At 64.3% G+C, this 25,869-nt stretch carries 28 protein-coding genes and 1 riboswitch; of the genes, 23 read left to right on the top strand and 5 right to left on the bottom strand.

The features are described from left to right. Nucleotides 1-24 precede the first annotated feature (24 nt). On the top strand, nucleotides 25-2,340 hold the full coding sequence (metE, locus tag ACSU1G_RS13600) for a 5-methyltetrahydropteroyltriglutamate--homocysteine S-methyltransferase (protein ID WP_439280494.1): 2,316 nt from the start codon (nucleotides 25-27) through the stop codon (nucleotides 2,338-2,340). A gap of 79 nt (nucleotides 2,341-2,419) precedes the next feature. Here metE and lexA read toward each other — a convergent pair whose 3' ends face one another. Beyond that, nucleotides 2,420-3,115, bottom strand: coding sequence for a transcriptional repressor LexA (gene lexA, locus ACSU1G_RS13595; protein WP_439280880.1), 696 nt, complete (start codon nucleotides 3,113-3,115; stop codon nucleotides 2,420-2,422). Between the two features lie 272 nt (nucleotides 3,116-3,387). Between lexA and ACSU1G_RS13590 the strand changes: the two genes are divergently transcribed. From ACSU1G_RS13590 to hisH, 4 genes are all read left to right on the top strand, one after another. Next, nucleotides 3,388-3,765 (top strand): LysM peptidoglycan-binding domain-containing protein, encoded by a 378-nt coding sequence (locus ACSU1G_RS13590; protein ID WP_439280493.1) that lies wholly within the window; start codon nucleotides 3,388-3,390, stop codon nucleotides 3,763-3,765. 61 nt (nucleotides 3,766-3,826) lie between these two features. Beyond that, nucleotides 3,827-4,921 (top strand): histidinol-phosphate transaminase, encoded by a 1,095-nt coding sequence (locus ACSU1G_RS13585; protein WP_439280492.1) that lies wholly within the window; start codon nucleotides 3,827-3,829, stop codon nucleotides 4,919-4,921. Further along, nucleotides 4,918-5,523 (top strand): imidazoleglycerol-phosphate dehydratase HisB, encoded by a 606-nt coding sequence (hisB, locus tag ACSU1G_RS13580; RefSeq protein WP_439280491.1) that lies wholly within the window; start codon nucleotides 4,918-4,920, stop codon nucleotides 5,521-5,523. Before ACSU1G_RS13585 ends, hisB begins: the two co-directional genes overlap by 4 nt. Then, nucleotides 5,520-6,155, top strand: coding sequence for an imidazole glycerol phosphate synthase subunit HisH (gene hisH, locus ACSU1G_RS13575; protein ID WP_439280490.1), 636 nt, complete (start codon nucleotides 5,520-5,522; stop codon nucleotides 6,153-6,155). The genes hisB and hisH overlap by 4 nt, the downstream gene beginning before the upstream one ends. A gap of 38 nt (nucleotides 6,156-6,193) precedes the next feature. Here hisH and ACSU1G_RS13570 read toward each other — a convergent pair whose 3' ends face one another. Further along, nucleotides 6,194-7,357 (bottom strand): AAA family ATPase, encoded by a 1,164-nt coding sequence (locus ACSU1G_RS13570; protein ID WP_439280489.1) that lies wholly within the window; start codon nucleotides 7,355-7,357, stop codon nucleotides 6,194-6,196. 162 nt (nucleotides 7,358-7,519) lie between these two features. Here ACSU1G_RS13570 and priA point away from each other — a divergent pair, with 162 nt between their 5' ends. Then, nucleotides 7,520-8,266 (top strand): bifunctional 1-(5-phosphoribosyl)-5-((5-phosphoribosylamino)methylideneamino)imidazole-4-carboxamide isomerase/phosphoribosylanthranilate isomerase PriA, encoded by a 747-nt coding sequence (gene priA, locus ACSU1G_RS13565; RefSeq protein WP_439280488.1) that lies wholly within the window; start codon nucleotides 7,520-7,522, stop codon nucleotides 8,264-8,266. Further along, nucleotides 8,250-9,008, top strand: coding sequence for an SseB family protein (locus ACSU1G_RS13560; protein ID WP_439280487.1), 759 nt, complete (start codon nucleotides 8,250-8,252; stop codon nucleotides 9,006-9,008). Before priA ends, ACSU1G_RS13560 begins: the two co-directional genes overlap by 17 nt. Nucleotides 9,009-9,053: 45 nt before the next feature. Here ACSU1G_RS13560 and ACSU1G_RS13555 read toward each other — a convergent pair whose 3' ends face one another. Further along, nucleotides 9,054-9,440 carry a DUF1844 domain-containing protein gene (locus ACSU1G_RS13555; RefSeq protein WP_439280879.1) on the bottom strand — a complete coding sequence of 129 codons (387 nt, stop codon included), beginning with the start codon at nucleotides 9,438-9,440 and terminating at the stop codon, nucleotides 9,054-9,056. A gap of 269 nt (nucleotides 9,441-9,709) precedes the next feature. Between ACSU1G_RS13555 and infC the strand changes: the two genes are divergently transcribed. The 3 genes from infC (at nucleotide 9,710) to rplT (ending at nucleotide 11,014) form a co-directional block, all read left to right on the top strand. After that, nucleotides 9,710-10,327 (top strand): translation initiation factor IF-3, encoded by a 618-nt coding sequence (gene infC / locus ACSU1G_RS13550; RefSeq protein WP_439280878.1) that lies wholly within the window; start codon nucleotides 9,710-9,712, stop codon nucleotides 10,325-10,327. A 72-nt stretch (nucleotides 10,328-10,399) separates the two neighbouring features. Continuing rightward, nucleotides 10,400-10,594, top strand: coding sequence for a 50S ribosomal protein L35 (rpmI, locus tag ACSU1G_RS13545; protein ID WP_439280486.1), 195 nt, complete (start codon nucleotides 10,400-10,402; stop codon nucleotides 10,592-10,594). A gap of 33 nt (nucleotides 10,595-10,627) precedes the next feature. After that, a complete protein-coding gene (gene rplT / locus ACSU1G_RS13540; RefSeq protein ID WP_417510501.1) occupies nucleotides 10,628-11,014 on the top strand; it encodes a 50S ribosomal protein L20 in 387 nt (128 codons plus the stop codon). A 53-nt stretch (nucleotides 11,015-11,067) separates the two neighbouring features. Here the strand turns inward: rplT and ACSU1G_RS13535 are convergent, their stop codons facing one another. Next, nucleotides 11,068-11,490 (bottom strand): DUF2809 domain-containing protein, encoded by a 423-nt coding sequence (locus tag ACSU1G_RS13535; protein ID WP_439280485.1) that lies wholly within the window; start codon nucleotides 11,488-11,490, stop codon nucleotides 11,068-11,070. A gap of 97 nt (nucleotides 11,491-11,587) precedes the next feature. On the opposite strand from ACSU1G_RS13535, the gene ACSU1G_RS13530 reads away from it, so the two are divergent. The 7 genes from ACSU1G_RS13530 (at nucleotide 11,588) to pheT (ending at nucleotide 19,471) form a co-directional block, all read left to right on the top strand. Further along, on the top strand, nucleotides 11,588-12,400 hold the full coding sequence (locus tag ACSU1G_RS13530) for a TrmH family RNA methyltransferase (protein ID WP_439280484.1): 813 nt from the start codon (nucleotides 11,588-11,590) through the stop codon (nucleotides 12,398-12,400). A 102-nt stretch (nucleotides 12,401-12,502) separates the two neighbouring features. Beyond that, nucleotides 12,503-13,252 carry an amino acid ABC transporter ATP-binding protein gene (locus ACSU1G_RS13525; protein WP_439280483.1) on the top strand — a complete coding sequence of 250 codons (750 nt, stop codon included), beginning with the start codon at nucleotides 12,503-12,505 and terminating at the stop codon, nucleotides 13,250-13,252. Nucleotides 13,253-13,288: 36 nt separating this feature from the next. Further along, a complete protein-coding gene (locus tag ACSU1G_RS13520) occupies nucleotides 13,289-14,188 on the top strand; it encodes a glutamate ABC transporter substrate-binding protein (protein WP_439280482.1) in 900 nt (299 codons plus the stop codon). A 64-nt stretch (nucleotides 14,189-14,252) separates the two neighbouring features. Then, nucleotides 14,253-14,909, top strand: coding sequence for an amino acid ABC transporter permease (locus ACSU1G_RS13515; protein WP_439280481.1), 657 nt, complete (start codon nucleotides 14,253-14,255; stop codon nucleotides 14,907-14,909). After that, nucleotides 14,906-15,817: an amino acid ABC transporter permease gene (locus ACSU1G_RS13510; RefSeq protein WP_439280480.1), complete on the top strand. Its 912-nt coding sequence runs from the start codon at nucleotides 14,906-14,908 to the stop codon at nucleotides 15,815-15,817. The genes ACSU1G_RS13515 and ACSU1G_RS13510 overlap by 4 nt, the downstream gene beginning before the upstream one ends. A gap of 121 nt (nucleotides 15,818-15,938) precedes the next feature. Next, nucleotides 15,939-16,979: a phenylalanine--tRNA ligase subunit alpha gene (gene pheS / locus ACSU1G_RS13505; RefSeq protein ID WP_439280479.1), complete on the top strand. Its 1,041-nt coding sequence runs from the start codon at nucleotides 15,939-15,941 to the stop codon at nucleotides 16,977-16,979. Next, nucleotides 16,979-19,471 (top strand): phenylalanine--tRNA ligase subunit beta, encoded by a 2,493-nt coding sequence (gene pheT, locus ACSU1G_RS13500; protein WP_439280478.1) that lies wholly within the window; start codon nucleotides 16,979-16,981, stop codon nucleotides 19,469-19,471. Before pheS ends, pheT begins: the two co-directional genes overlap by 1 nt. 56 nt (nucleotides 19,472-19,527) lie before the next feature. Here pheT and ACSU1G_RS13495 read toward each other — a convergent pair whose 3' ends face one another. Next, nucleotides 19,528-20,046: a tetratricopeptide repeat protein gene (locus ACSU1G_RS13495; RefSeq protein ID WP_439280477.1), complete on the bottom strand. Its 519-nt coding sequence runs from the start codon at nucleotides 20,044-20,046 to the stop codon at nucleotides 19,528-19,530. A 108-nt stretch (nucleotides 20,047-20,154) separates the two neighbouring features. On the opposite strand from ACSU1G_RS13495, the gene ACSU1G_RS13490 reads away from it, so the two are divergent. The 6 genes from ACSU1G_RS13490 to thiD all read left to right on the top strand — a co-directional run bounded on the left by ACSU1G_RS13490 (nucleotide 20,155) and on the right by thiD (nucleotide 25,672). Beyond that, nucleotides 20,155-20,589: a cupin domain-containing protein gene (locus ACSU1G_RS13490; RefSeq protein ID WP_439280476.1), complete on the top strand. Its 435-nt coding sequence runs from the start codon at nucleotides 20,155-20,157 to the stop codon at nucleotides 20,587-20,589. Between the two features lie 75 nt (nucleotides 20,590-20,664). Next, nucleotides 20,665-21,954: an HNH endonuclease signature motif containing protein gene (locus tag ACSU1G_RS13485; RefSeq protein WP_439280475.1), complete on the top strand. Its 1,290-nt coding sequence runs from the start codon at nucleotides 20,665-20,667 to the stop codon at nucleotides 21,952-21,954. Nucleotides 21,955-22,019: 65 nt separating this feature from the next. Continuing rightward, a complete protein-coding gene (locus ACSU1G_RS13480; protein ID WP_439280474.1) occupies nucleotides 22,020-22,256 on the top strand; it encodes a ribbon-helix-helix domain-containing protein in 237 nt (78 codons plus the stop codon). Further along, nucleotides 22,256-22,558 carry a type II toxin-antitoxin system PemK/MazF family toxin gene (locus tag ACSU1G_RS13475; protein WP_439280473.1) on the top strand — a complete coding sequence of 101 codons (303 nt, stop codon included), beginning with the start codon at nucleotides 22,256-22,258 and terminating at the stop codon, nucleotides 22,556-22,558. The genes ACSU1G_RS13480 and ACSU1G_RS13475 overlap by 1 nt, the downstream gene beginning before the upstream one ends. A 38-nt stretch (nucleotides 22,559-22,596) precedes the next feature. Beyond that, nucleotides 22,597-22,692: riboswitch (TPP riboswitch) on the top strand. After that, a complete protein-coding gene (gene thiM, locus ACSU1G_RS13470) occupies nucleotides 22,683-23,528 on the top strand; it encodes a hydroxyethylthiazole kinase (RefSeq protein ID WP_439280472.1) in 846 nt (281 codons plus the stop codon). It overlaps the preceding riboswitch by 10 nt. Continuing rightward, nucleotides 23,525-25,672 (top strand): bifunctional hydroxymethylpyrimidine kinase/phosphomethylpyrimidine kinase, encoded by a 2,148-nt coding sequence (gene thiD, locus ACSU1G_RS13465; RefSeq protein WP_439280471.1) that lies wholly within the window; start codon nucleotides 23,525-23,527, stop codon nucleotides 25,670-25,672. The genes thiM and thiD overlap by 4 nt, the downstream gene beginning before the upstream one ends. Nucleotides 25,673-25,869: the final 197 nt, after the last annotated feature.

Raw genomic sequence — 25,869 nt, 5'->3', positions numbered from 1 at the left:
ATCCATCCCCGAAAGGAACACATCATGACCGCATTCCCCCAGGGGACCATCCTCGGCTACCCGCGCATCGGCCGCCGTCGCGAGCTCAAGAAGGCTGTCGAGGCCTTCTGGGCCGGCCGCTCCGACCTCGTAGCCCTCGAGCAGACCGCCGCTGACCTGCGCGCGGCGAGCCGTGAGCGCCTTGCATCCCTCGGCCTCGGCCGCACCGACTCGGCGATCCCGGAGTCGTTCTCGTACTACGACCAGGTGCACGATGCGGCAGTCACGGTAGGCGCCATCCCCACCCGCTTCGACAACCTCCGCGAGACGGACGGCTCGATCGGCTTGCCGGCGTACTTCACCATCGCGCGCGGCGAGGGTGAGCGTGCCGCGCTCGAGATGACCAAGTGGTTCGACTCGAACTACCACTACCTCGTTCCCGAGATCGGTCCGGAGACGACGTTCTCGCTCTCCAGCGACCGTGTCGTGCGCCAGGTCGAGGAGGCAGTCGCCGCGGGTTTCGTCACCCGCCCCGTCATTGTCGGCCCCGTCACGCTGTTGGCACTGGCGAAGGCATCGGATGCGGCACCGGAGGGCTTTGACCCGCTGTCGCGTCTGGATGATCTCGTGCCGGTCTACGTCGAGCTGCTCGCGCGCCTCCGCGCTGCCGGAGCCGAGTGGGTCCAGCTGGATGAGCCCGCGCTCGTCAGCGAATCGCTGCCCGCCTCCGCCGAGCAGTTGGCGGATGCCGCGGCTCGCGCGCTGGCCATCATCGGTGGCGCAGCTTCGCGCCCGTCGATTCTCGTTGCGGCTCCTTACGCTGCTCTGGATGCGAGCCTTGCCGTGCTTGCTGCGGCTCCCATCGAGGCAATCGCAATCGACCTGGTGCGCGGTAGCGTCCCGGCAGCGGTCGAGGGACTGGCCGACAAGGTGCTCGTCGGCGGAGTGATCGACGGTCACAACATCTGGCGCGGCGACCTCGCTGGCGCGTTCGACAAGCTCGAGGCGCTGGGCGCGCTCGGCGCGGCTCAGGTCGCGGCATCCACTTCCACCTCGCTGCTGCACGTTCCGCATGACGTGACCGACGAGTCGAAGCTCGACGAACGACTGGCCAGCTGGCTCGCATTCGCCGACCAGAAGGTCGAACAGGTCGTCGCCCTGGCTCGTGGCCTCGGCTCCGGCCGTGAGGCGATTCAGGCAGAGCTGGATGCGGCATCCGCAGCTCTTGCCGACCGCAGCAACGCACCGGGCGTGCGTGACGGTGCTGTGCGTTCGCGTGAACTTGCCGATGGCGACTTCTCGCGTGTTTCCTATGCTGAGCGCGAGGCCGCCCAGGCGGAAGCCCTCGGTCTGCCGGCACTGCCGCTCACCACGATCGGTTCGTTCCCGCAGACCGGTGACATCCGGCGTGCTCGTGCGCAGTACATCCGCGGTGAGCTGTCGCAGGACGACTACGACACATTCCTTCGCCGCGAGGTGGACACCGTCGTCGAACTGCAGGAAGACCTCGGGCTGGACGTGCTCGTGCACGGTGAACCAGAGCGCAACGACATGGTGCAGTACTTCGCGGAGAACCTCTCCGGATTCTCTGTGACTGAGAACGGTTGGGTGCAGTCCTATGGTTCGCGGGCCACACGCCCATCGATTCTGTGGGGCGACGTCTCGCGTCCGGCTCCCATCACGGTCGGATGGTCGGTATACGCACAGTCGAAGACTGCCAAGCACATGAAGGGCATGCTCACCGGTCCCGTGACGATCCTCGCGTGGTCGTTCGTGCGCGATGACCAGCCGCTGGGAGAGACCGCGAACCAGGTCGCCCTCGCACTGCGTGACGAGATCACCGATCTCGAGACCGCCGGAATCGCCATCATCCAGGTCGACGAGCCGGCACTGCGTGAGCTGCTGCCGCTGAAGAAGTCCGATCAGGCCGCGTACCTGAACTGGTCAGTGAACTCGTTCCGTCTGGCCACTGGGGGAGCGGCTGCGGCCACACAGGTGCACACACACCTGTGTTACTCGGAGTTCGGTGTCGTCATCGACGCGATCCGTGCGCTGGATGCTGACGTGACCTCGATCGAGGCCGCTCGCAGCCGCATGGGTGTTGTCACGGATATCGCCGAGGTCGGCTTCGATCACGGCATAGGACCCGGGGTCTACGACATCCACTCTCCGCGCGTTCCCACGGTCGACGAGATCGAGTCGCTGCTGCGTCGCGCAGTGGATGAGCTCCCGACGCGTCAGCTCTGGATCAACCCGGACTGTGGCCTGAAGACTCGCGGCTACGACGAGACGACCGAGTCGCTGCGCAACATCGTCGAGGCGACCCGTCGCGTGCGAGAAGACATCTCAGTCACGGCGTAATAGTTCGAGAAAAAAGGAGGCGCTCCCCGACGGGGAGCGCCTCCTTTGTGCTGTCTCAGATTATTTGTGCTGTCTCAGATCAGATCGCGCGGAGCACAGCGACGACTTTGCCGAGCACCGTGGCGTCATCGCCGAGGATGGGCTCGAAGGAGGAGTTGCGGGGCAGCAGCCACGTGTGACCGTCGCGCTGGCGGAACGTCTTCACTGTGGCTTCGCCGTCCAGCATTGCCGCAACGATCTCACCGTTCTCTGCCGTGTTCTGCGTGCGGATGACCACCCAGTCACCGTCGCAGATCGCGGCGTCGATCATCGATTCGCCGGTGACCTTGAGCATGAACAGATCGCCCTTGCCAACGAGCTGACGGGGGAGAGGGAAAATCTCTTCGACCTGCTGATCCGCTGTGATCGGCACGCCAGCGGCGATCTGTCCGACCAACGGCACCATTGCCGCGTCGCCCACCGGAGTGCTGGAATCAGCAGGGTTCTCACCACTGGAGCCCGGCAGATCGATCAGCACTTCCATCGCCCGAGTCTTGCCTGGGTCACGGCGCAGATAGCCGCTGAGCTCAAGCTGGCCCAGCTGATGGGTCACGCTCGACAGCGACTTGAGGTTCACCGCATCGCCGATCTCGCGCATGCTCGGCGGGTATCCGTGCGTGGCGATGGAGGTCTGAATGACCTCGAGGATCGCCATCTGCTTCGGGCTGAGGCTCTTGCGCCGGCGAGTGCGCGGAGCCTCGGGTTCGGAGGCGGAGTTATCGCTGATGTCGCTCATGTCGGTCATGGGTGCTCCTTTGTACGCGATCCCGGGGCTGCTCTTCGAATGTCTGAGGTCCGTGATGTGGTGTGTCTATCGAAATCGTATCCGAGAAACACGCCGATTAGGAAGATCTGTTCGAGCGTGTCGGAGAAAATAGCGGTTCGCTTTCGAATAAGTCTTGACAGATGTTCGAATTCGAAGATACATTCGGTACGTAGCTTCGCATCCACTGCTCCCGGCCGAGTGGTGAATGCGAACGCTACGCCAAAGAGGCAGAGGAGAATCCCATGAGCACCATCAGCATCACAGCAGGTACGACCGTTTCAACAGGCACCACCGTTTCAACTGGCACCACCCGGCTTCGAATGACTACCCGCGGGCGTCGCGTGTTGGTCGCTCTTGCGGCACTCCCACTCGCTGCGGGCATCGGGATCGCGGCGATCGGCGGCGGCTCAGCCATCGCATCAGGCGATTCGGCGGAGACCGCGACATTCGAGACGATCACGATCCTGCCCGGTGACACGCTGTGGTCGATCGCAGAGTCCCTTGCGCCGTCGACCGATCCGCGCGCTGTGATTGGTGAGATCGAGCGGCTCAATCTCCTCCGTACCGGATCCCTGCAGGTCGGCCAGCAGCTGGCCATCCCCGCGCAGTACAGCAACTGAGCAATACAGCAACTGAGCAATACAGCAACGGAGAAGTAGAACAACTGATCTCACCGTTAACATGGGGAGGGTGACTGCTTCGCTTGCTGACCTCCCCCTCCGTGACGATCTTCGTGGGCTTACCCCCTATGGTGCACCGCAGGTTCCGCTTCCTGTCGCGCTGAACGTGAATGAGAACTCTCATCCTCTTCCCGACGAGGTGGCGAGCGACATCCTCGATGACATCGCCGTCGCACTGCGTGACGTGAATCGCTACCCAGACCGTGAGTTCACGGCCCTCCGTGAGGGCTTTGCCGGTTATCTCGGGCACGGCCTCGACGCCTCGCAGATCTGGGCGGGCAACGGCTCGAACGAGGTGCTGCAGCACGTCCTACAGGCCTTCGCAGGTCCAGGGCGCACCGCCTTCGGATTCGCGCCCACCTACTCGATGTATCCGCTGCTTGCGCAGGGCACCGGCGCACGCTGGGCGGCGGGTACTCGGCAGTCCGACTACACACTCACCGCTGTCGACGCCGCAGCACAGATCAGGGATGCCGACCCGGACGTCGTCATGCTGTGCAGGCCGAACAATCCGACGGGTACACCACTCGGCATCGATGTTATCGAGGCGGTCTACGAAGCGACCCGCGGCGTCGTGGTCGTCGATGAGGCCTATTGGGAGTTCGCCCCACGCGGGGCAGTCTCCGCCCTGACTCTTCTCGAGGGACGCCCACGTCTCGCGGTATCGCGCACGATGAGCAAAGCGTTCGCGTTCGCGGGCGCTCGGGTCGGCTACCTCGCAGCAGACCCCGCATTCATCGATGCCCTTCGGCTTGTGCGCCTTCCGTACCACCTGAGCGCGCTCACCCAGGCCGCGGCTGTCGCGGCTCTGCGCAATTCGTCCACAATGCTGGCGATGGTCGACGACATCGTTGAGCAACGCGATCGCATCACCGCGACGCTCGAAGCGCTCGGATATCAGCCGCACGAATCGTGGTCGAACTTCGTGCTGTTCGGGGGAGTGGCTGATCCGAAGGCCACCTTCCAGGCCCTCTACGATCGCGGCGTTCTGGTGCGCGATGTCGGCATCCCGAACCACCTGCGCGTCACGGCCGGTACCGAGTCCGAGACCACGGCGTTCCTCGATGCGCTGGCCTCGATAGAATCAGCCTCATGAGCGCTTCTCGTACCGCGACCCGCACCCGCAGCACATCTGAGTCGACTGTTGAACTCGAGGTGAATCTCGACGGCACTGGTCAGAGCCACATCGACACCTCCGTGCCGTTCTTCGACCACATGCTCACGGCGTTCGCGAAGCACTCGCTCACCGATCTGACCGTGCGTGCCTCTGGCGACACCAACATCGATGCCCACCACACTGTCGAAGACATCTCGATCGTTCTCGGTCAGGCCATCGGCGAGGCGCTCGGCGACAAGGCCGGCATATCGCGCTACGGCGACGCACTGGTCCCTCTCGACGAAGCGCTCGCGCAGGCCGTCGTCGACATCAGCGGTCGGCCGTACCTCGTACACACCGGCGAACCTGCCGGGTTCGAGCACCACCTCATCGGTGGGCATTTCACCGGTTCGCTCGTTCGCCACGTATTCGAGGCGATCACGTTCAACGCCGCGCTCACGGTGCACGTGCGCGTGTTGGGCGGCCGCGACCCGCACCACATCGCCGAGGCGGAGTTCAAGGCGTTCGCACGAGCGTTCCGTCAGGCCAAAGCGCTCGACCCGCTGGTCGTCGGCATACCGTCCACCAAGGGAGCGCTGTGACGCGCACCCCCACCGTCGCGGTTTACGACTACGAGTCGGGCAACGTCCACTCGGCGGTCAAGGCGCTGATCGCAGCGGGGGCCGACGCGAAGCTCACCGGCGATCGAAAAGAAGCACTCGAAGCGGATGGGCTGTTCGTGCCCGGCGTTGGTGCGTTCGCCGCAGTGCGCGAGGCACTGATCGCCAAGGGCGGCGATGAGATCATCGACCGGCGGTTGTCGGGCGGACGCCCGGTGCTCGGCGTGTGCGTTGGCATGCAGGTGCTGTTCTCACACGGAGTCGAGCGCGGACACAACGTCGAGGGCCTCGGAGAATGGCCGGGAACAGTGACCGAGCTTGATGCGCCGGTTCTGCCGCACATGGGCTGGAACACGGTCACACCTGACGAGGGCAGCGTGCTCTTCGACGGCATCGAAGATGAGCGTTTCTACTTCGTGCACTCGTTCGCGGCGCAGCGCTGGGAGCTCGACGTTATTCCGCCGTTCCCGCAGCCCAAGCTGACCTGGACGACATACGGGAATCCGTTCCTTGCAGCGGTCGAGAACGGTCCGTTGTCTGCCACGCAGTTCCATCCGGAGAAGTCCGGCGATGCCGGCATCCGCCTGCTGAGGAACTGGGTCGAGAGTCTCTAACCCGCCCGCCACCGGTGGGGCTCAAAACCGCTGGGGGCTCAAAACCCTCGGGCGACCGACGCAGCAGCCGAAAGCCAGGCCCGCTGAGTGTTGTTGGCCAGCGCGCCATAGTGAAGGTGGCCATCGACCATTTCGTGGTCGAAGGGAATCGTGACGACCTCGCGCGCGAGCGATTGGTACCCGCCGACGATATGACTCACGTCGGCCGCTGTCGCCTTCGGGTCGGCCTGTGAGACCACGACTACCGACTGCTCGGCGAGCTTTGCCGAGCGCTCATCGCGGTCTTCGAGCGCCTCAAGCAGCAACGCTCCCGCTTCGGCGTGATCGTCGCGCGTCGTCGTTGCAACGACGATCTGATCTGCGCGATCGATCATTCTGAGCCACATGGGATCGGACTCGTCGTTGCCCGAGTCGATGATGATCAACCGGTAGAACTTCGCGGCCACCGCGTGGATGGCATCCACGTCTTCGGGGCTCAGACGGTTCTCGTGCGCAAGCCGGATCGGCTTGGAGCGCAGAACGTCATACTTCTCGCGGGGCTGGTGGTGCACGAAGTGCGCCAGATCTGCCGACTGCGCTCCGGTGCCGAGCAGTCGCTCCGCTTCGGGCAGCATCTCCAGCAGTGTGCGGTCATGCGCGCCGGCCTCGGTGCGCCAGCCGAGCGTTCCGCGCGTCTGGTTGTTGTCCCAGGCGAGAACGCCTGCGCCGCCGTAGCGTGCGAACACCGCGGAGAGGAGGATCGTCGTCGGAGTCTTTCCTGCTCCGCCCTTGCCGTTGACCACGGCGATCGTCCGCGGACCCGGCCAGTGCTGACTCACTGACAGTTCATCGTCTCGCGACGACTGCTCGGCCGCGCTGGGCGAGAACTTGAAGCCCAACTTGTTCAATGTGCCGCGGGCACCCTGACGAGCAGGTTCTTCCGGTCGATCGGTCTGCAGGAACGATTGCCGTTCGCGTGCCTCGCGCTGCTGCTTCCGCGAGGGCTGCTGCTCTGCATCCGCTGCGGGCGCATCGACATTGCCGTTCCGGTGATACTGCGGCGCTGCGTCCGCGTCCTTGTCGACGTCTGAACGGCGCCGCGAGGGGGCAGAGGGAAGGGCTGATTCCAACAGCGGAACCGAGCGGATGACTGGATGCTCGCCGGCGTCCGGTTGCGCAGTCTCTGCGCGTGTGGGCGTGGCGAATTCAGGTGAATCAGACATTTCCTGTGAGCCTAGCGTCCCGACCTGATGTTCATCTGCGTCGGCTGCGCGGGCACGCGACGTCGCAGTATGAGTCGACTCGCATTTGAGGAGCGCCCGACAGCGGGGTACCCTCAGTTCTCGTGCCCGTCTACGGCGCCCTTCACCCCACCCGAGGATGACATGAACGACTTCGCGTCCACACCCAAGCTCACCCTTCTTCCGGCAGTCGACGTTGCCGGCGGCAAGGCCGTCCGTCTGACTCAGGGCGAGGCTGGCACCGAGACCAATTACGGCGACCCGCTGGATGCCGCGGGTGAGTTCGTCGATCAGGGCGCCGAGTGGATTCACCTCGTCGACCTGGACGCGGCTTTCGGGCGTGGAAACAACACCGCGATCCTGCGCAAGGTCATCAAGCAGTTCCGTTCCGTGAACATCGAGCTCTCCGGCGGCATTCGTGATGACGCCAGCATCGAGGCGGCGCTGGAGAGCGGCGCGGCGCGCATCAACCTGGGCACGGCCGCGCTCGAGAACCCGGAATGGGCAGCCGACGTGATCGGTCGTTACGGTGAGGCAGTCGCTGTCGGACTGGACGTGCGCGGCACGACGCTCGCTGCGCGCGGCTGGACGAAGGAAGGCGGAGACCTCTGGGAGGTGCTCGAGCGCCTCGAGGACGCCGGTTGCAGCCGCTACGTCGTCACAGACGTCACGAAGGACGGAACGCTGCGCGGCCCGAACCTCGAACTCCTGCGCGAAGTCACCGCGCGCACGCCCAAGCCGGTCGTCGCATCCGGCGGCGTGTCCAGCCTCGATGACATCGCCGCGCTGCGTGAACTCGTGCACCTCGGTGTCGAGGGTGCGATCGTCGGCAAGGCACTCTATGCCGGCGCATTCACGCTGGCAGAGGCACTGGATGTCGCAGGGGACTGACTCGGCCGGCGTCCCCTGGGAGGGACGCAGCTTCGAAGCAAACACGCGCGCCGAGGACGATGGCTCCGCTGACCCGGCACTGCTCGCGGCGCTGCTTCGCTTTCGGGCGGGGGAGGGCAGTCAGACCGAGGTTGTCGATGCGTTCCGCTCGGCCAGGGTTTTGATTCCCCTCATCGTCGAGAGAGGCGAGGAGGGCGTCGCGCCCAGCGGGCTCGTCGTCGATAAGACCCAAGAGCTGTCGATCGTGACGGTCGCCGCTCCCGACGGGCGGGCGGTGCAGCCGGTGTTCTCGTCGGTCACCGCGATGCAGAAATGGGATGCCACGGCACGGCCGATCCCGGTCGAGGCAGTGCGTGCCGCACTTGCTGCGTCGTCTGAGCAGACGGATCTCATCGTCTTGGATCCGACGTCGGAGACCGAGTTTGTCATCCGCCGCCCGGCAGTATGGGCGGTCGCGCAGGATCAGCCGTGGGAGCCGAGCTTCCTGTCACCCGAAGTGTTCACGGCGCTGCAGGCGAGCGTCGCTCACGAGCTCGCCGTGATCGACGTCGCGGTGGCGCCAGGGGATCCTGAGGCGCGGCTGCAGGGTGCAGAGCTGATTGTGATCCTCGAGCTCATCGACGGTCTCGAGCGCGACGTTCTGGATGCCGTGCTGGCCCGCCTCGCGCAGCGCTGGGCCGCCGATGACCGCATCGCCGTCCTCGCGGACTCCTTGACCGTCAAGCTCCGCCGCTCCGCTTGAAGGCGGGCTCCCTACGCGCGCAGGCGCGAGCCCGCACCCGAACGACTAGTTGACCGGCCCGGTCCACTTCTCGCCAGGCCCCTTGCCGATCGGGTCGGGGATGACGGATGCTTCGCGGAACGCGAGCTGCAACGAACGCAGTCCGTCGCGAAGTGAACGGGCGTGCATGTCGCTGATCTCCGGCGCGCCGGCAGTGATGAGCCCGGCGAGTGCGTTGATGAGCTTGCGGGCCTCGTCGAGGTCGAGCTCGTTGTCCGGGTCGTCGGCAAGGCCGGTTTTGACGGCTGCAGCGCTCATAAGATGCACAGCCGCGGTGGTGATCACCTCGACAGCGGGCACGTCCGCAATATCTCGAGTCGCCGCTGCGGCGGCTTCTTCCCGCTGCTGCCAATACTCATGGCGCTCGTCGTGGCCGTCACTGGGAACCGGAATCGTCACTATGCCTTGCCTTCTGTTAGACTTTGGCGGGCTTCAGAGCAGTACGCTCTGAACCGAAAGAGGATTCACTTCCCACCCGCGCTTGCCGTTCCAGGCTACCGGGTCTTGCACTCCGTCGGTTCACGCCGGCAGATCGGACTCTGTCCGAAGTTCAGGGTGCGAAACCGGTGTCTGAATGCCGGTGGGTGGGAGACGATTCCGATTTCGCCCGTGACGCAGACCGCGTCACGGTGGCTTGATCCCATCGTCTAAAGGAGTTCCGCATCAGCGATCCCCGTACCAATGAGCGCATCCGCGTCCCCGAGGTCCGCCTCGTCGGCCCCGCGGGTGAGCAGATCGGCGTCGTCCGCATCGAAGCTGCACTGCGCCTCGCGCAGGAAGCCGATCTTGACCTCGTCGAGGTTGCCCCCAACTCGAAGCCACCCGTGGTCAAGATCATGGATTTTGGCAAGTTCAAGTACGAGGCCGCCCAGAAGGCGAAGGAAGCTCGTCGCAACCAGGCGAACACGATCCTCAAGGAAGTCCGCTTCCGTCTGAAGATCGAGGCGCACGACTACACGACCAAGCTCAAGCGTGCGGAAAGCTTCCTCAAGGCTGGCGACAAGGTCAAGGCCATGATCCTGTTCCGTGGCCGCGAGCAGTCGCGCCCCGAGCAGGGCGTTCGCCTGCTGCGCAAGTTCGCTGAAGACGTTGCTGAGCTCGGCACTGTCGAATCGAACCCGATGATCGATGGCCGCAACATGGTCATGGTCGTGGCGCCGCTGAAGAACAAGTCTGATGCGAAGGCCGAGCAGAACGCGCAGCGCGATGCGCAGCGTGCGGCCAACAAGCACGCGTCTCACGAGACGGATGCATCAGCCGAAGAAGCACCCGCGGAGTAACTCCCGCCCCCAAACTCCCGTACCGCGGGTTGACACCGTCGCCTAATAAGGCGCAATACGAAGGAAGAGAAGATGCCGAAGCAGAAGACCCATTCGGGTGCTAAGAAGCGCTTCAAGATCACCGGAAGCGGAAAGCTGAAGAAGCAGCAGGCCGGAATGCGCCACAACCTCGAGCACAAGTCGAGCCGTCGCACCCGCCGCCTCAACCAGGACCAGCTGCTGTCGAAGGCTGACACCAAGACCGCGAAGAAGCTTCTCGGCCGCTGACGCGCCCGATCGTAGGAATAGGAACATAGGAAAATGGCAAGAGTCAAACGGGCGGTAAACGCTCACAAGAAGCGTCGCGTCATTCTTGAGCGCGCCAAGGGTTACCGCGGTCAGCGTTCGCGCCTTTACCGTAAGGCTAAAGAGCAGGTCATCCACTCGCTGGTCTACTCGTACCGCGACCGTCGCAAGCGCAAGGGCGACTTCCGCCGCCTCTGGATCCAGCGCATCAACGCCGCTGCTCGCCAGAACGGCATCACGTACAACCGTTTCATCCAGGGCCTCGGTCTTGCTGGCGTCCAGGTGGACCGTCGCATGCTCGCTGAGCTCGCGGTGAACGAGCCGGCCACGTTCGTCTCGCTCGTCGAGACGGCCAAGAAGGCTCTGCCTTCGGATGTCAACGCTCCGAAGTCGGCTGCATAAGCATCTTTCAAAAACGGGCGCTTCCCTTGGGGGAGGCGCCCGTTTCTGTGCTCTCAGCGCGCCGGGTGGCGGGTGCTGCGGCGCGCGGCGTAGGTGACAGCGACATCCAGCAGCATCACGGCGACGACGGCGAACGCGTAAACGAGAATGTCGCGCTGATCAAAGGATGCGCCGAACACGAGCGCGGCCGGGGGGAACTCCGCGGCGATGGTTGACGGCACATCGGTGAGTTGCAGCAGTTCGATGCAGGTGCAGAAGATGATCGCGAGTGCTGCTGGCACGGTTCTCGGCGTGCGTGGCATCAGGAAGACGAGAACGAGGTAGATCAAAACGGCGTACAGCGCGTCGCCCACGATGTCCCCTTGGACACCGGTGCCGAATCGATGCACGAGTAACCCGGCGCAGACGGTCAGCACAGCGGCAGACGCGACAACGAGACGGCGCCGCGTCGACGAGCGTTGAGCGGCTGGGGACACGCGGAAACTCTATTCGCGGCGCCTGCGTGGATGCCGAATGAAGACTGGCCGTTGGATGTGTACGCGGGAGCGGTCCTGGTATCCCTAGACTGAGATCGTGCTCGAGAATCCCCGATCCCCGCGTGTACGAGCCGTCGCGAAGCTGACCAAGCGGAGTGCACGGACGGAGACCGGACTGTTCCTGTTGGAGGGTCCACAGGCTGTTCGCGAGGCTCTCGCATACCGCCCTGATGCGATCGTCGAACTTTTCGCGACGCCCACAGGTTGGGACAAGCATCCGGATCTGCGCGCCGCGGCCGGCGAGCACGAACTCGAGGTCGAGTTCGTGACCGACGATGTGCTCAACGCCATGGCGGACACCGTCACGCCGCAGGGGGTCATCGCTGTCGTTCAGCAGACTCCGACGTCGGTCCGCGACATTTTCGCGGCATCCCCTCGCCTCGTCGCTATCTGCGAGGAAGTGCGTGATCCAGGAAACCTTGGCACCATCATCCGTGCCGCGGATGCTGCAGGAGCGGACGCTGTGGTGCTGACCGGCCGCACGGTCGATCCGTACAACCCCAAGGTCGTGCGTTCAACGACCGGTTCGCTGTTCCACCTCCCGGTATCGGTCGGTGGTGATCTTGCGGACGTCATTCAGCGCGCTCACGTGGCGGGGCTTACTGTGCTTGCCGCAGATGTGAAGGGCGACGACCTGCTGCAGGCGCGCGCCGACGGCGTGCTCGCACAGCCGACTGCCTGGCTGTTCGGCAATGAGGCTCACGGTCTTGAGGAATCCGCACTGGAGCTGGCGGATCACGTCCTCAAACTTCCGATCTTTGGCAAGGCCGAATCACTCAACTTGGCGACCGCTGCGAGTGTCTGCCTGTATGAAAGCGCCTTCGCGCAACGGGCTGCGGACGGCCGCTGACACCTCCTGTGCACGCTGCGAGTTGTTTCGTGTCGGTTACAACTCGATAACCCGCTGAGACTGATGCTGGTACCTGCGCCCCCGTACTCCTAGGGTGGGGACATGACCGAGACTGGTACACCCCTTGTCGTGGTGGAGAACGTTCAGAAGCATTACGGCGAGTTCCAGGCGCTGACCGATATCAACCTCACTGTGAACAAGGGCGAGGTCGTCGTCGTGATCGGGCCGTCAGGCTCGGGTAAGTCGACGCTGTGCCGGACGATCAACCGTCTTGAGACGATCACCAGCGGTGTGATCAGCATCGACGGCAAAGTGCTTCCCTCCGAGGGCAAAGGGTTGGCGAATCTTCGCGCCGACGTCGGCATGGTTTTCCAGTCGTTCAACCTGTTCGCGCACCTCACGATCCTCGAGAACGTGACGCTGGGGCCGATCAAGGTACGAGGCCTCAAGAAGGCGGATGCTGAAAAGGAAGCGATGCAGCTCCTCGAACGTGTCGGCGTCGCCCAGCAGGCCTCGAAACTGCCCGCTCAGCTCTCCGGCGGTCAGCAGCAGCGCGTGGCGATCGCGCGGGCTCTCGCGATGCGCCCGAAGGTGATGCTCTTCGACGAGCCGACCAGCGCGTTGGACCCGGAGATGATCAACGAGGTGCTCGACGTCATGGTCGGCCTCGCCAAAGACGGAATGACGATGATCGTCGTCACGCACGAGATGGGTTTCGCTCGTAAGGCGGCGAACCGAGTTGTCTTCATGGCCGACGGGAAGATCGTCGAAGAGGCGACTCCGGAGGACTTCTTCCTGCATCCGAAGAGCGACCGGGCCAAGGACTTCCTCTCCAAGCTTCTGACTCACTGACTTTCTCTCTACACACAGCACAAGAAGGAGACTCTCATGCGACGCACACGGACATTGGCAGGAATCGGAATCGCGGCCACCGCGCTGTTGGCACTGACCGCCTGCAATAGCGGTAGCCCGACGAGCCCGGGTGGAGGCGAAGGCGACGTCGAGGAATCGATGTTCGAGGTGGCCACAGACGTCACGGTCGAGGGCAGCCCGACGTACGACGCGATGGTCGAGCGCGGCGGACCGATCATCGGTGTGAAAGAGGACCAGCCCAACCTCGGTTATCTCGATGTCACGACCGGAGAACGCAGCGGTTTCGACATCGAGATCGCGCGCTGGATCGCGGCATCGCTCGGCTTCGAAGAAGGCGATATCACGTATGAGCCGATCGCGTCGGCGAACCGTGAACAGGCGCTTGTGAACGGCGACATCGACTACTACGTTGGCACCTACTCGATCACCGACTCCCGCATGGAGCAGATCGAGTTCGCCGGACCATACTTCATCACCGGACAAGGCTTCCTCGTTTCCGCAGACAGCGAGATGACCGAGGTGAACGATGTCTCGGACTTCAACGGCATGACGGTCTGCTCGGCAACGGGCTCCACGCCGATCTCGAACATCAAGGAGAACTTCCCCGAGATCAACACCGAGGAGTACGACGTGTACTCCGCGTGCGTGGACGATCTGCTCAACGGCAAGGTCGACGCCGTCACCACCGACGCGGCGATCCTTATCGGCTACGCGGCTCAGAGCCCAGACGAGCTGAAGGTGCTTGATGGACTGTTCACCGAGGAACGCTACGGCGTCGGCATTCCGAAGGGCGATACCGCACTCGTTGAGCATGTCAACACATTGTTCACGGATGGCGGCGACACCTGGCAGGCGATCTTCGACGCCACGCTCGGCCAGTCGGGCATCGAGGTTGACCAGCCGGCCGTCGACTGACGATCCATGCTGCGGGGCGGTCGTAATGGCCGCCCCGCACCCTGATATTTGAGAAGGAGGGCGCGTGGACGCCATCTTCGGCAACCTCGACCTGTGGGGCGAGGGGATCTCGTACACCCTGCTTGTGTTCTTCTTCGGGGGGATCATCGCGCTGGTGCTGGGCATCGTCGTCGGTGCGATGCGGGTCTCGCCGGTGCCGATCGCACGCGCAGTGGGCACGGCATACGTCACGCTCGTTCGCAACACCCCTCTCACTCTGGTGTTCTTCTTTTTCGTGTTCGGATACAGTGCATTGGCGCTACCGACGCTGTCGAACACAGTGCTCGGCATTCTCGCGATCGGCGTGTACTCCGCGACGTACGTCGCCGAGACGTTGCGTGCCGGCATCAACACCGTGCCGGTGGGTCAGGCCGAAGCGGCTCGCGCGATCGGATTGCCGTTCGGACAGGTAATGACACAGGTCGTGTTGCCGCAGGCGTTCCGATCGGTCGTGCCCCCGATGATGAGCGTGTTCATCGCTTTACTGAAGAACACGACAGTCGCCGCCGGGTTCTCGATCGCGGTGCTTCCGCAGTTGCAGTCGACGATCTCTAACTCGCACACGCGCCCGGGCACTCCGATGGAGATCCTGCTTTGGGTCGCCGCCATCTTCGTCGCCCTGGTCATGCTGCTCACCTGGCTGCAGCGAACTCTCGAGAACCGATGGAGGATCATACGATGAGCTCCGTCCTCTTTGACGTCCCAGGGCCCCGCGCCCGTCGTCGCAACCTGATCCTGGCGGTCGCGACGATCGCCTTGGTCGTCGCGGTCATCGCGTTCCTCATCTGGCGCCTGTCGCTGACAAATCAGTTCAGTGCAGCGAAGTGGAACGTTTTCACCTACTCGACCGTTTGGGCGTCGATCGGAGAAATGACGCTGAATACGCTGCGCGCCTTCGCACTGGCCGCCGTGCTGAGCCTTGCGCTCGGTTTCGTGCTCGCGATCGGACGTCTGTCCGATCACGCGTGGGTGCGTGTTCCGGTAACTGTGGTCACCGAGGCGTTCCGAGCTGTGCCGGTGCTCGTGATGATGATGATCCTCTACTACGGCCTGCCAACTCTGGGCGTGAAGGTGGACCCGTACTGGGCCGTAGTGGTCGCACTGATGGTCTACAACGGCTCGGTGCTCGCGGAAGCCCTGCGGGCGGGGATCGAATCGCTGCCACGTGGGCAGCGGGAGGCCGGTTTCGCGATCGGGCTGCGAAAGAGCAGCGTGATGACGCTGATCCTGCTGCCGCAGGCTGTCCGTGCGATGTTGCCGGTTATCGTCGCCCAGCTCGTCGTCGCGATGAAGGACACTGCGCTCGGGTTCATCATCACGTACCAGGAGTTGCTGTACTACGCCAAGCTACTCAGCTCGCAGCCTGGGCGCCCGATCCTGCAGGCGGCACTCGTAATCGGTGGCATCTACATCATCATGTGTCTGATCCTTTCCGGTGTCGCGAAGTACCTCGAGATCCGCACGCGTCACTCCCCGAAGCTGCAGGCTCTTGCTGCAGACAACGCAGCGGTCATGCACGACGGGACTAACACTGAGCTCATCACCCTGCAGAAAGACACGGGGAAATCCGACTCCGGTCTGGGGCAGTGACCAAGCCGCGTCCCGTCTCGATTTACCCGCCGGCAACGAGCCGGAGCCTGGATGGCTGGTTGACGACTTACTGTGGATGCCCGTAGGGGAGGACCAGCGACCGCCGGTAGACTCATGTCTCGTGTCTGATGCTCCTGAAATCACGCCCGAGGCGGTGGAATCCGCCGTCGCCGCAGCTCTTGCCGCGATCGGCGCCGCCGCCAGTACCGCAGAGCTGAAAGCGGCTCGCACCGCGCACGTCGCTGAGGGGTCGCCGCTGGCGGTCCTGAACGCCTCGATGCGTCAGGTCGCGCCCGAGCATAAGGCCACTTTTGGCAAGCTCGTCGGCCAGGGCCGAGGGCAGGTGACCAAGGCGCTCGCCGCGAAAGAAGGCGAGCTCGCCGAGGCCGAGACCGCCGAACGGCTGGAGGCGGAGCGGGTCGATATCACCGCCGTCTCATCGCGTACGCGCGTCGGCGCGCGGCATCCGCTCATGCAGTTGCAGGATGACATCTCCGACATCTTCGTCAGCATGGGCTGGGAAGTCGCAGAAGGCCCAGAGCTCGAGCACGAGTGGTTCAACTTCGACGCGCTGAACTTCGATGTCGATCACCCGGCACGTCAGATGCAGGACACGTTCTTCGTCGATCCGGTCGATCGTCACCTCGTCATGCGCACGCACACGAGCCCTGTGCAGGTGCGCTCGATGCTTGACCGCGAGGTGCCGATCTATGTGCTGTGCCCTGGCCGGGTCTATCGCACGGATGAGTTCGACGCCACGCACCTGCCGGTGTTCACACAGGTCGAAGGCCTGGTCGTCGACAAGGGCATCACGATGGCCCATCTCAAAGGCACGCTCGATCACCTCGCCAAGCAGCTGTTCGGCGAAGATGCGAAGACCCGTCTGCGCACGAACTTCTTCCCGTTCACCGAACCCTCTGCCGAGTTCGATCTGTGGCACCCGACCTTCAAGGGCGGCGCCCGCTGGATCGAGTGGGGCGGCTGCGGCATGGTCAACCCCAACGTGCTGCGTGCGGCGGGCATCGACCCAGAGGTCTACAGCGGTTTCGCATTCGGCATCGGCGTCGAACGCGCGCTGATGTTCCGCAGCGATGTACAGGACATGCGTGACATGGCCGAGGGCGATGTCCGTTTCAGCGAACAGTTCGGGATGGTGGTGTGATGCGCGTCCCGCTTTCGTGGTTGCGTGAGTACGTGGATGTGGCACCGGATGCCACTCCTGAAGATGTCCTCGAGGCACTGGTGTCGGTCGGCTTCGAAGAGGAGGAGATCCACGGTTTCGAGATCTCCGGTCCTGTCGTCGTCGGACAGGTGCTCTCATTCGAGGATGAGCCGCAGTCCAACGGCAAGACGATCCGCTGGTGCCAGCTCGATGTCGGCGAGGCAGAACCTCGCGGAATCGTCTGCGGTGCAAGCAACTTCGTCGTCGGCGACAAGGTCGTGGTGACTCTGCCCGGCTCTGTGCTGCCCGGCCCGTTCCCCATCGCCGCGCGCAAGACCTACGGTCATGTCTCCGACGGCATGATCGCTTCGGCACGCGAGCTGGGGCTGGGGGATGAGCACAACGGCATCCTGATCCTGTCGTCGCTGGGCGTCGACGCACCTGTCGGCACTGATGCGATCGAGCTTCTCGGTCTTGACGACGTTGCCGTCGAGATCAACGTCACGCCCGACCGCGGCTACGCCTTCTCCATCCGCGGTGTCGCGCGCGAGTACTCGCACGCCACGGGCGCGGACTTCCGTGATCCGGCAGAGCACGAGTGGGACGAAGTCTCACCTGGCACCGGCTTCCCGCTTGCGGTCGACGCCGAGCCGCTGCGCGAGAACCCCGCGGTGCAGGAGTTCGTCGTGCGTGTCGTCCGCGATGTCGATCCCTCGCGCCCGACGCCACCGTGGATGATCGCGCGGCTGTCGCTCGCCGGCATCCGCTCGCTCGGCGTGCTCATCGACATCACCAACTACGTGATGCTCGAGCTGGGAAACCCGATTCACGGCTACGACCTCGACAAGCTCTCCGGTGGAATCACCGTGCGTCGCGCGCAGCATGGCGAGACGATGAAGACGCTGGACGGCCAGGAGCGCACGCTTCACGTTGAGGACCTGCTCATCACTGACGACTCGGGCCCGATCGGCCTCGCTGGTGTCATGGGCGGCGGTACGACGGAGATGGGTGACGAAACGCGCAACGTTCTCGTCGAGGCCGCGATCTTCGACCCGATCTCGATCGCGCGCAGCGCCCGTCGTCACAAGCTTCCCAGCGAAGCATCCAAGCGATTCGAACGTGGTGTCGACCCGCTGGTTCCCTTTGTGGCGGCCCGTCGCGTGGCCGACCTCATGGTCTCGCTCGCTGGTGGCCAGATCGATGAGGTCGGCGGGGCACTGTTCTCCGACGTCTCCATCGACGGCATTGAGCTTCCCGCAGAGTTCGTCCCCGACCTTATCGGCGTCGACTACACCGATGAAGAAATCGTCGGCGCGCTGGAGACGATCGGCGCAGAGGTCACCGAGACCGCCTACGGCTGGCAGGTCATCCCGCCGAGCTGGCGTCCAGACCTCACCGACAAGTGGACGCTGGCCGAAGAGGTCGCGCGCATTCATGGCCTCGACCGCATTCCGTCCGTGCTGCCGACACCGCCGTCCGGACGTGGCCTCACCGTGCTTCAGCAGGGTCGACGTCGTGTCGCGAACGCGCTGGCCGCGGCAGGACTCGTCGAGACGCCGTCGTTCCCGTTCACGACCGAGCAGCAAAATCACCTGCACGGGTCGGCGTCGGGGGAGCACCTGCCCAGCATCCGAATGGCGAACCCCCTCGATGGACAGTCGCCGTTCCTGCGCCGCTCGCTGATTCCTGGGTTGCTTCAGATTGCGCACCGCAACATCGCGCGTGGTCTGACAGATCTTGCGATCTACGAGACCGGTCTGGTGTTCCTGCCAGAGCCGGGAGTCGTATACGGCACCGATGAGGTGCCGCCGTTGGGCGCACTGCCAACGGATGAGACGCTCGCAGCACTGAACGCATCTATTCCGCCGCAGCACCGTCACGTCGCCGCGCTCTTCACTGGCAATGTGTCGGCACGTCAGCCGGGTCGCGATGCTGAGCCGGCCGGGCTGTCGGATGCGCTGGATGCTGTGCGCGTGATCGCTGTTGCTGCTGGCGTTGAGATTGACGTCGTTCAGGGACAGCGTGCGGCGCTGCATCCGGGGCGCACCGGTGTGTTGAGTGTGGGTGGAACCGAAGTTGGCTACGTCGGCGAACTGCACCCGGACGTCGCGGCTGACGCTGATCTTCCCGGTCGCGCTGTTGTGCTCGGACTCGATCTCGATGGCGTTCTCGAACTCGCGGGCTCCCGCGTTGTTGCCGAGTCGCTGTCGACGTATCCCGCCGCCACGCAGGATGTATCGCTCGTCATTTCGGCGACGGTGACTGCCGGCGAACTGCGTGCTGCCCTCGTGGAGGGTGCGGGTGCACTGCTCGAATCGCTGCGTCTGGTTGACGACTACCGCGGGCAAGGTGTCGATGACGGGCAGAAGAGCCTGACGTTCGCGCTGCGCTTCCGTGCCGATCGCACGTTGACTGCCGCCGAGGCCACCGAGGCGAAGCTCGCCGGTGTGGCTGTGGCGACCGAGCGATTCGGTGCGATTCTTCGCGAGTGACGCTCGTTTTGAGGTGGTGGGCGCCGGTGTTCCGTAAGGGATGCCGGCGCTCTTCGTTACGAGGCTGGTTCAGAAGTCGCCGAATCGAGCGACGCCAGGTATTCGGCGTTGCCGCGCATGGCGGGCTTGTATCGGTCTAGTTCCTCGGCATCCACATGATCGGCAAGCAGCGTGAGGAGGCTACCGAGCGCGGTATTGACCTTGCCGGCGGCATGCAGCGTGAGGGATTCGAATGCGCCGAGGGCTACGGAATCCGGGAACTCTTTGCGTGCTTGGGCGAATACCGTCACGGACTCGTCCAGGCGGCCGAGGTTGCGAAGTGTGCTGCCGTACTGCAGATAGCATCGGCGGCGCAGGTCACCTTCAAGGCCAACGGACATGGCACGTTCGTAGAATCCCGCGGCTGTGGTTTCTTCCCCGGCGGTGTCGTATGCGCCACCCACTTCATAGAGCACGCGCGGGTTGTGCGGGTGCTGCTCATAAAGTGGGAGCAGAGCCGCAATCGTCGGACCCATGTTGTTTCGATCTCGGGCCGCAAGGATGCGATCAAGCTCGTCGTACAGTTCGGATCCCATGCTGCGCGACTCCTAGATTCGGGCGGGGTAGCGGGGCTACCCGAGCTATTCACCCTACAGAATCAGTGATGAACTGATGCACGATGACAATCGACGAAGGGCGCAAGCATGAGTAATTACGAAGTGACCGAGATCGGCGCACCAGACCAGTGGCGTGAGCACTTCGGCGGTTTTGTTCCGGCGCGCTCACGCGACGGCAGACGCGTCGTCGATCACGAACTCGCGATGCAGTACATCGGCATGACCTCCAATGCCCTCATCCCTGGCGAAGAGGCCGGTTACTGGCACACGCACAGCAAAGCTGAGGAGCTCTACGTGTTCCTCGAGGGGTTCGGTCAGATGGGGCTCGATGACGATGTCGTCGATGTCGGTCCCGGGTCGGTCATTCGCGTCGGTCAGGGAGTGTGGCGCACCTGGCGTGCACGGCCGGACAGCCCCGGTGAACTGCGATGGCTCTGCATTCGCGCGGCGGGTGAGGAACTCCCGCACCTCCCGGATGACGCCACGCGTGACCTTGAGCGCCCGATGCCCTGGCAGGATTGAAGTCGGTAACCGTATTAGCATAAATCTTCGAAAGTAACCCTGGCGGTATGGGTATGTATGTTCTATACTGGGTATATGGAACCCTGGTTCGACGATGTGGATGACCGGCCTCGTGATGCCGCGTTTGTCGTCGAGTCCGTACTTGTTGACCTGCAGTGCGCGGATATCGATCTGAATCGTCATGCGGCCAGTAGGGCTGCGCGTATTGCGGATGCTGTCGCGCTCGCCCGCCGCAATCCTGAGTTGTACGCACTGTCCACGGACGTTGATGCCGTGGACCTTGCTGAGCGAGGAGCGATCTTCGATATCGCGTTGAGATTGAAGAGTTCAGAAGACTATGTCCGTGGGCAGTTGCACGTGGCCGAGCAGGCTCAAGCGCACCTGCCCATGCTCTGGCGTAACGCGCGCGATGGGTTTGCGTCGATGTATCTCGTCTCTCATGCCGTCGGGGCGCTCCTGAAGGTGCGTGCTCCCGCCGCAGCCAGCAAGGCCGAGCGCGAAGCTGAACGGGAAGCGTTCCGGCGCATCGATGAAGCGACCGCAGAGTGGTCGTTGACCTGCACGCCTCAGCTGTTTCTCCAGCGGCTGCGCCGACTGGTGGACAAGCTCATGCCTGAATCGCCGAGCGGTCGTCACGCCAAAGCGGTGCGTGATCGGCGGGTGGTGCTCGATCACAGGGGTGAGGGCATGACCTGGTTCGGACTGCTGATCTCGACTGAGGAGGCCGTCGCGGCCTATCAGCGTGCGGATGAGAGTGCGAAGAAACTTCAGCAGGATCCGAATGAGTGCCGCACTCGTGCGCAGATACGCGCCGACCTGTGCTCGGAATGGTTGCGCGGTATCGGCACGTCGACCGCGGTGCAGACGAAGGTGTTCATCACGATCCCGGTCCAGCTGCTCTCTGGTGATGCGGATGCGGATGCGAACGTTGCGCTTCCTGAGCCTCAGGCAGAGCTCGTCGGCCACGGACCGATCGACCCGCTGACGGCGAAGCAGATCCTCCTCGACATCGGGGCGTTCCGTCGGGTGATCGTCGATCCGATCGACAGCGTCATCCTCGATATGGAGCGCCGAAGTCGCCGGGCGACGCCGGCGCAGAAGAACTGGCTGATCCTGCAGCACGGAACGTGCGCCCGCGACGGATGTACCCGCCTCGCACAGCAGTCGGATATCGACCATGAGATCCCATGGTCTCAGGGCGGCAAGACCAACATCGATGAGCTGCGCCCACTGTGCCCGCGCGATCATGTGAATCGACATCTCACGCGGGCCGTCTATCGAAGTCGCCCCGATCGCACCGTCGAAGTCACCACGCCCACCGGTCATCGCACCAGACCGCCCACGTCGGCCGCTCCACCCTTCTGACATTCAGTCAGACAGTGAATTTTTCGTGCATACCAAATTGGGATGCACAAGGATAGAGTCATCGCATGAGCACGCAAATCGCAGTTCGGTTGCCAGACGACACCGTCTCCCAGATGGATGCTCTCGTGGCCGCGGGCGACGTCGCCAATCGCACCGAGTTGGTGTCTGTCGCGATTCAGCGCGAGTTGAGGCGCCGCGCGGCAGAGCGTGACGCCGCGGTTCTTCGTGCCAAGGGTGCGGACGATGATCTTGACGGCCTTGTCGACTGGGTGACTGGCCATTTCGAGATCGAGCGCGACTGATGCGAGAGATCTGCCTCGCGCGTCTCGACAAAACTCGACCGGTGGTTGTGCTCACCCGGGAAGCAGCGCGCGCAGCGATGACGAAGGTGACGGTCGCGCCGATCACATCGACCGTGAAAGGCCTCAGCAGCGAGGTGTCGCTCGGGCGTGAGAACGGTCTCGATCACGCATGCGCCATCGCGCTCGACAACACCGTGACCATTCCGGCATCCGCGCTCGGGCGAACGATCGGATTCCTCACCGAGTCGCAGGAATCACAGCTCGCCACCGCGGTATCACTCGCTTTCGATCTTGACCGGTAGCGCCAGGCCTGGCGTGATTCACGCTCCGCTAGACTCCGAGCAGTGACACGGGGTGCCGCCACAGGGCGGCTGAGACCATACCCGTCGAACCTGATCTAGTTCGTACTAGCGAAGGGATGTCGCATTGAGCGATCTTCTGCGTCCACCGTCCACCACCCTCGTCGAAGACGCGGCCCAGCTGCTGACGTCTCTGCGGGCTGAACCACCGCTCACGCACTGCATCACGAACGCCGTCGTGACCGGCTTCACCGCGAACGTGCTGCTGGCTATCGGTGCAGCGCCCGCGATGGTCGACATCGTGGGGGAGACCGAGATGTTCGCCGGCATCGCCTCTGGCGTTCTGCTGAACCTCGGCACCCCGACGCCAGAGCAGCGAGACGCCTGCCGCGAGGCGGCCACCGGAGCCGCGGCCTCAGGCACGCCCTGGGTGCTCGACCCCGTCGCGATCGGCGCACTGCCGGTGCGCACCGCGCTGGCCCATGAACTCGTAGCGAAACGTCCAACAGCTATTCGAGGAAACGCCTCCGAGGTCCTCGCACTGGCTGGTATGACCGCGGGCGGCAGGGGAGTGGATGCCACCGACACGACGGATGCCGCATCCGATGCCGCACGATCCCTCGCCCAGCGCTTCGGAAGCATCGTCGCCGTATCGGGCCCCGTTGATCTCATCACCGACGGTGAAGAGATCATTCGCATCTCGAACGGCCATGAGCTGCTCACCAAGGTAACGGGTGGCGGGTGTGCCCTCGGTGCCATCATGGCCGCGTTCCTCGGCGTCGCACGCGGCACCGACGTATCCACACTGAGGACGGTCGCCTCGGCAAGCCTCGTGTACACGGTTGCCGCTGAGCGTGCGGCCGCGCAGTCTCACGGACCGGGAAGCTTCGCGGTCGCGCTGCTCGATGCGCTCGCCGCGCTCGAACCCGAAGACATCGCGGCCGCAGCCCGAATCGGAAGGAGCGAGCGATGAACGTCGACCTCTCGATCTATCTCGTCACCGACCCCGAGCTGTGCGGCAGCCGCGGCGTCGTAGAGACTGTGCGGCGCGCGGTCGCCGGTGGTGTGCGTATCGTGCAGCTGCGCGACAAGATGGCGGCTGATGCCGACATCGTCGAGCAACTGGTGGAGCTGTCCCATGTGATCGACGGGCGCGCGTTACTCCTCGTCAACGACCGCCTGGACGCAGCCCTGGCCGCGCGGGAGCGGGGAGCGCGCGTCGACGGCGTTCACCTCGGACAGGGGGACGTCTCGGTGCTGCACGCCCGCGAAATGCTCGGGGTCGACGCCATCATCGGCCTCACCGCGAACACTCCTGAGCACCTCGAGGCCGTGCGCGCACTTCCCGCCGGAACCATCGATCACCTCGGGGTCGGAGTCATCCGCCCGACCAGTACGAAGCCCGATCATCCGCCGGCATTGGGCATCGACGGCTTCCGTGCCTTCGCTGCGGCGAGCCCGCTGCCGTGCGTCGCGATCGGGGGGGTCGGCCTTGATGATGTCGCGGCGTTGCGCGCCGCCGGCGCTGCCGGAGTCGCGCTGGTTTCGGCGCTGTGCGCAGCCGAAGACCCGCGTGCGGCTGCCCAGGTCTTCCGCCGTCGGTGGCGCGGAGAGACAGTGCCGCGGATTCTCAGCATCGCGGGTAGCGACCCCTCCGGCGGCGCCGGCATCCAGGCCGATCTCAAGTCGATCGCAGCCAACGGCGGCTACGGGATGGCCGTGATCACCGCACTCACCGCACAGAACACGCAGGGAGTGCGCGCAGTGCACGTGCCACCGACGGACTTCCTGCGTGCGCAGCTGGATGCGATCTCGGACGACATCGAGATCGATGCGGTGAAGATCGGGATGCTCGCGGGCGCAGACGTCATCCGTACGGTCATCTCCTGGCTTGCAGAGGTACGCCCGCCTGTCGTCGTCCTGGACCCGGTTATGGTCGCCACCAGCGGAGATCGTCTGCTGGACGCCGAAGCGGAAGCCGCGCTCCACGATCTGCTGCAATACGCGGATGTCATCACTCCGAACCTCCCCGAACTGGGCACGCTCACGGGCCGAGACGCCATCGATGACTGGGCGGAAGGCATCGCCGTCGCACGCGAACTGGCCGAGCGTACGGGAACGGCGGTGCTCGTGAAAGGCGGCCACCTGACAGGAGACGACGCACCAGACGCGCTCGTAGAGGCAGGCACTGATGCAAACACGGTGCACGAATTCCCCGGCACGCGTATCGAGACCACGAGCACACACGGCACCGGATGCTCGCTCTCGGCAGCGCTCGCCACCCGGCGCGCTCGTGGCGACGAATGGCCACAGGCCGTGGCATCCGCTCGTTCCTGGCTGCGCGAATCGCTCAGAGCTGGCGCCGATCTCGACGTCGGAAGGGGACACGGCCCCGTGCACCATTTCGCGGGCCTCTGGGAGCGCGGCGGTCTGCAGACTCGCCCCACAGTGCAAGAGCTCACCGCCGAATGGTGGGATGCGACCGCACAGATACGTGCCGACATCGACGCGTTGCCTTTCATCCGCGCACTCGCTGACGGCACCCTCCGGCAGGAACTGTTCCTGTTCTACCTCGCGCAGGATGCCCTGTACCTACGTGAATACGCCAGGGTGCTCGCCGATGCAGCGCGGCTCGCGCCCACGTCCGCGGAACAGGCATTCTGGGCACAGTCTGCACACGGCGCCATCACCGGTGAGCTCGAACTGCACGCGTCCTGGCTCACCCCGGCGCAGGGTGTCACACCTGACACATTCGCCGCGGAACCAGCGCCGGCGACCACCGCGTATCTCAATCATCTGCGGGCGGCCGCTCACTCCGGGAGCTATCCAGAACTCATTGCGGCAGCGCTTCCGTGCTTCTGGCTGTACACCGACCTCGGCCAGCGGCTGCACGCGGGAGATTTCGGCGCGTATGCGCAGAGCGCGGAGCATCCGTACGCATCCTGGCTGGCCACCTATGCCGACCCCGCGTTCGAGGATGCCACGGGTCGAGCGATCGCGTACGTGGCTGCTGCGGCAACGACGGCTGCGCCTGCCACCCGCGCCCGGATGCGGACGGCATTCGAGGCGTCGGCCCGGCATGAGCGGGCATTCTTCGCCGCTCCTACGGGATCATGAGGCGCACCTGACACACGCGCGATTTGCGGATGCTGCGGCCGCGGGTCTATTCTCACCACATGCCTTCGGCCGCATCCGCTTCACTGACGCTCGCTCCGAGCGTCGTCGTCGTGCGCCGACGCCGCAGCCGGCTGGGCGGCCGCCGACTATAGGCGACCCCGTGTTCCCCGAACGCCGATCTTCGGCTCAGCGGGTTG

The sequence above is a fragment of the Microbacterium sp. A93 genome, assembly GCF_051842835.1.
This window is presented reverse-complemented; position numbering and strand designations above follow the sequence as displayed.

Bases quoted from the DNA above. Each gene is read 5' to 3' on its own strand.
- metE (WP_439280494.1), top strand. From the start codon at position 25: ATGACCGCATTCCCCCAGGGGACCATCCTCGGCTACCCGCGCATCGGC.
- lexA (WP_439280880.1), bottom strand. From the start codon at position 3,115: ATGAGCGACATCAGCGATAACTCCGCCTCCGAACCCGAGGCTCCGCGC.
- ACSU1G_RS13590 (WP_439280493.1), top strand. From the start codon at position 3,388: ATGAGCACCATCAGCATCACAGCAGGTACGACCGTTTCAACAGGCACC.
- ACSU1G_RS13585 (WP_439280492.1), top strand. From the start codon at position 3,827: ATGGGGAGGGTGACTGCTTCGCTTGCTGACCTCCCCCTCCGTGACGAT.
- hisB (WP_439280491.1), top strand. From the start codon at position 4,918: ATGAGCGCTTCTCGTACCGCGACCCGCACCCGCAGCACATCTGAGTCG.
- ACSU1G_RS13570 (WP_439280489.1), bottom strand. From the start codon at position 7,357: ATGTCTGATTCACCTGAATTCGCCACGCCCACACGCGCAGAGACTGCG.
- priA (WP_439280488.1), top strand. From the start codon at position 7,520: ATGAACGACTTCGCGTCCACACCCAAGCTCACCCTTCTTCCGGCAGTC.
- ACSU1G_RS13560 (WP_439280487.1), top strand. From the start codon at position 8,250: ATGTCGCAGGGGACTGACTCGGCCGGCGTCCCCTGGGAGGGACGCAGC.
- rpmI (WP_439280486.1), top strand. From the start codon at position 10,400: ATGCCGAAGCAGAAGACCCATTCGGGTGCTAAGAAGCGCTTCAAGATC.
- rplT (WP_417510501.1), top strand. From the start codon at position 10,628: ATGGCAAGAGTCAAACGGGCGGTAAACGCTCACAAGAAGCGTCGCGTC.
- ACSU1G_RS13525 (WP_439280483.1), top strand. From the start codon at position 12,503: ATGACCGAGACTGGTACACCCCTTGTCGTGGTGGAGAACGTTCAGAAG.
- ACSU1G_RS13520 (WP_439280482.1), top strand. From the start codon at position 13,289: ATGCGACGCACACGGACATTGGCAGGAATCGGAATCGCGGCCACCGCG.
- ACSU1G_RS13510 (WP_439280480.1), top strand. From the start codon at position 14,906: ATGAGCTCCGTCCTCTTTGACGTCCCAGGGCCCCGCGCCCGTCGTCGC.
- pheT (WP_439280478.1), top strand. From the start codon at position 16,979: ATGCGCGTCCCGCTTTCGTGGTTGCGTGAGTACGTGGATGTGGCACCG.
- ACSU1G_RS13495 (WP_439280477.1), bottom strand. From the start codon at position 20,046: ATGGGATCCGAACTGTACGACGAGCTTGATCGCATCCTTGCGGCCCGA.
- ACSU1G_RS13490 (WP_439280476.1), top strand. From the start codon at position 20,155: ATGAGTAATTACGAAGTGACCGAGATCGGCGCACCAGACCAGTGGCGT.
- ACSU1G_RS13485 (WP_439280475.1), top strand. From the start codon at position 20,665: ATGGAACCCTGGTTCGACGATGTGGATGACCGGCCTCGTGATGCCGCG.
- ACSU1G_RS13480 (WP_439280474.1), top strand. From the start codon at position 22,020: ATGAGCACGCAAATCGCAGTTCGGTTGCCAGACGACACCGTCTCCCAG.
- ACSU1G_RS13475 (WP_439280473.1), top strand. From the start codon at position 22,256: ATGCGAGAGATCTGCCTCGCGCGTCTCGACAAAACTCGACCGGTGGTT.
- thiD (WP_439280471.1), top strand. From the start codon at position 23,525: ATGAACGTCGACCTCTCGATCTATCTCGTCACCGACCCCGAGCTGTGC.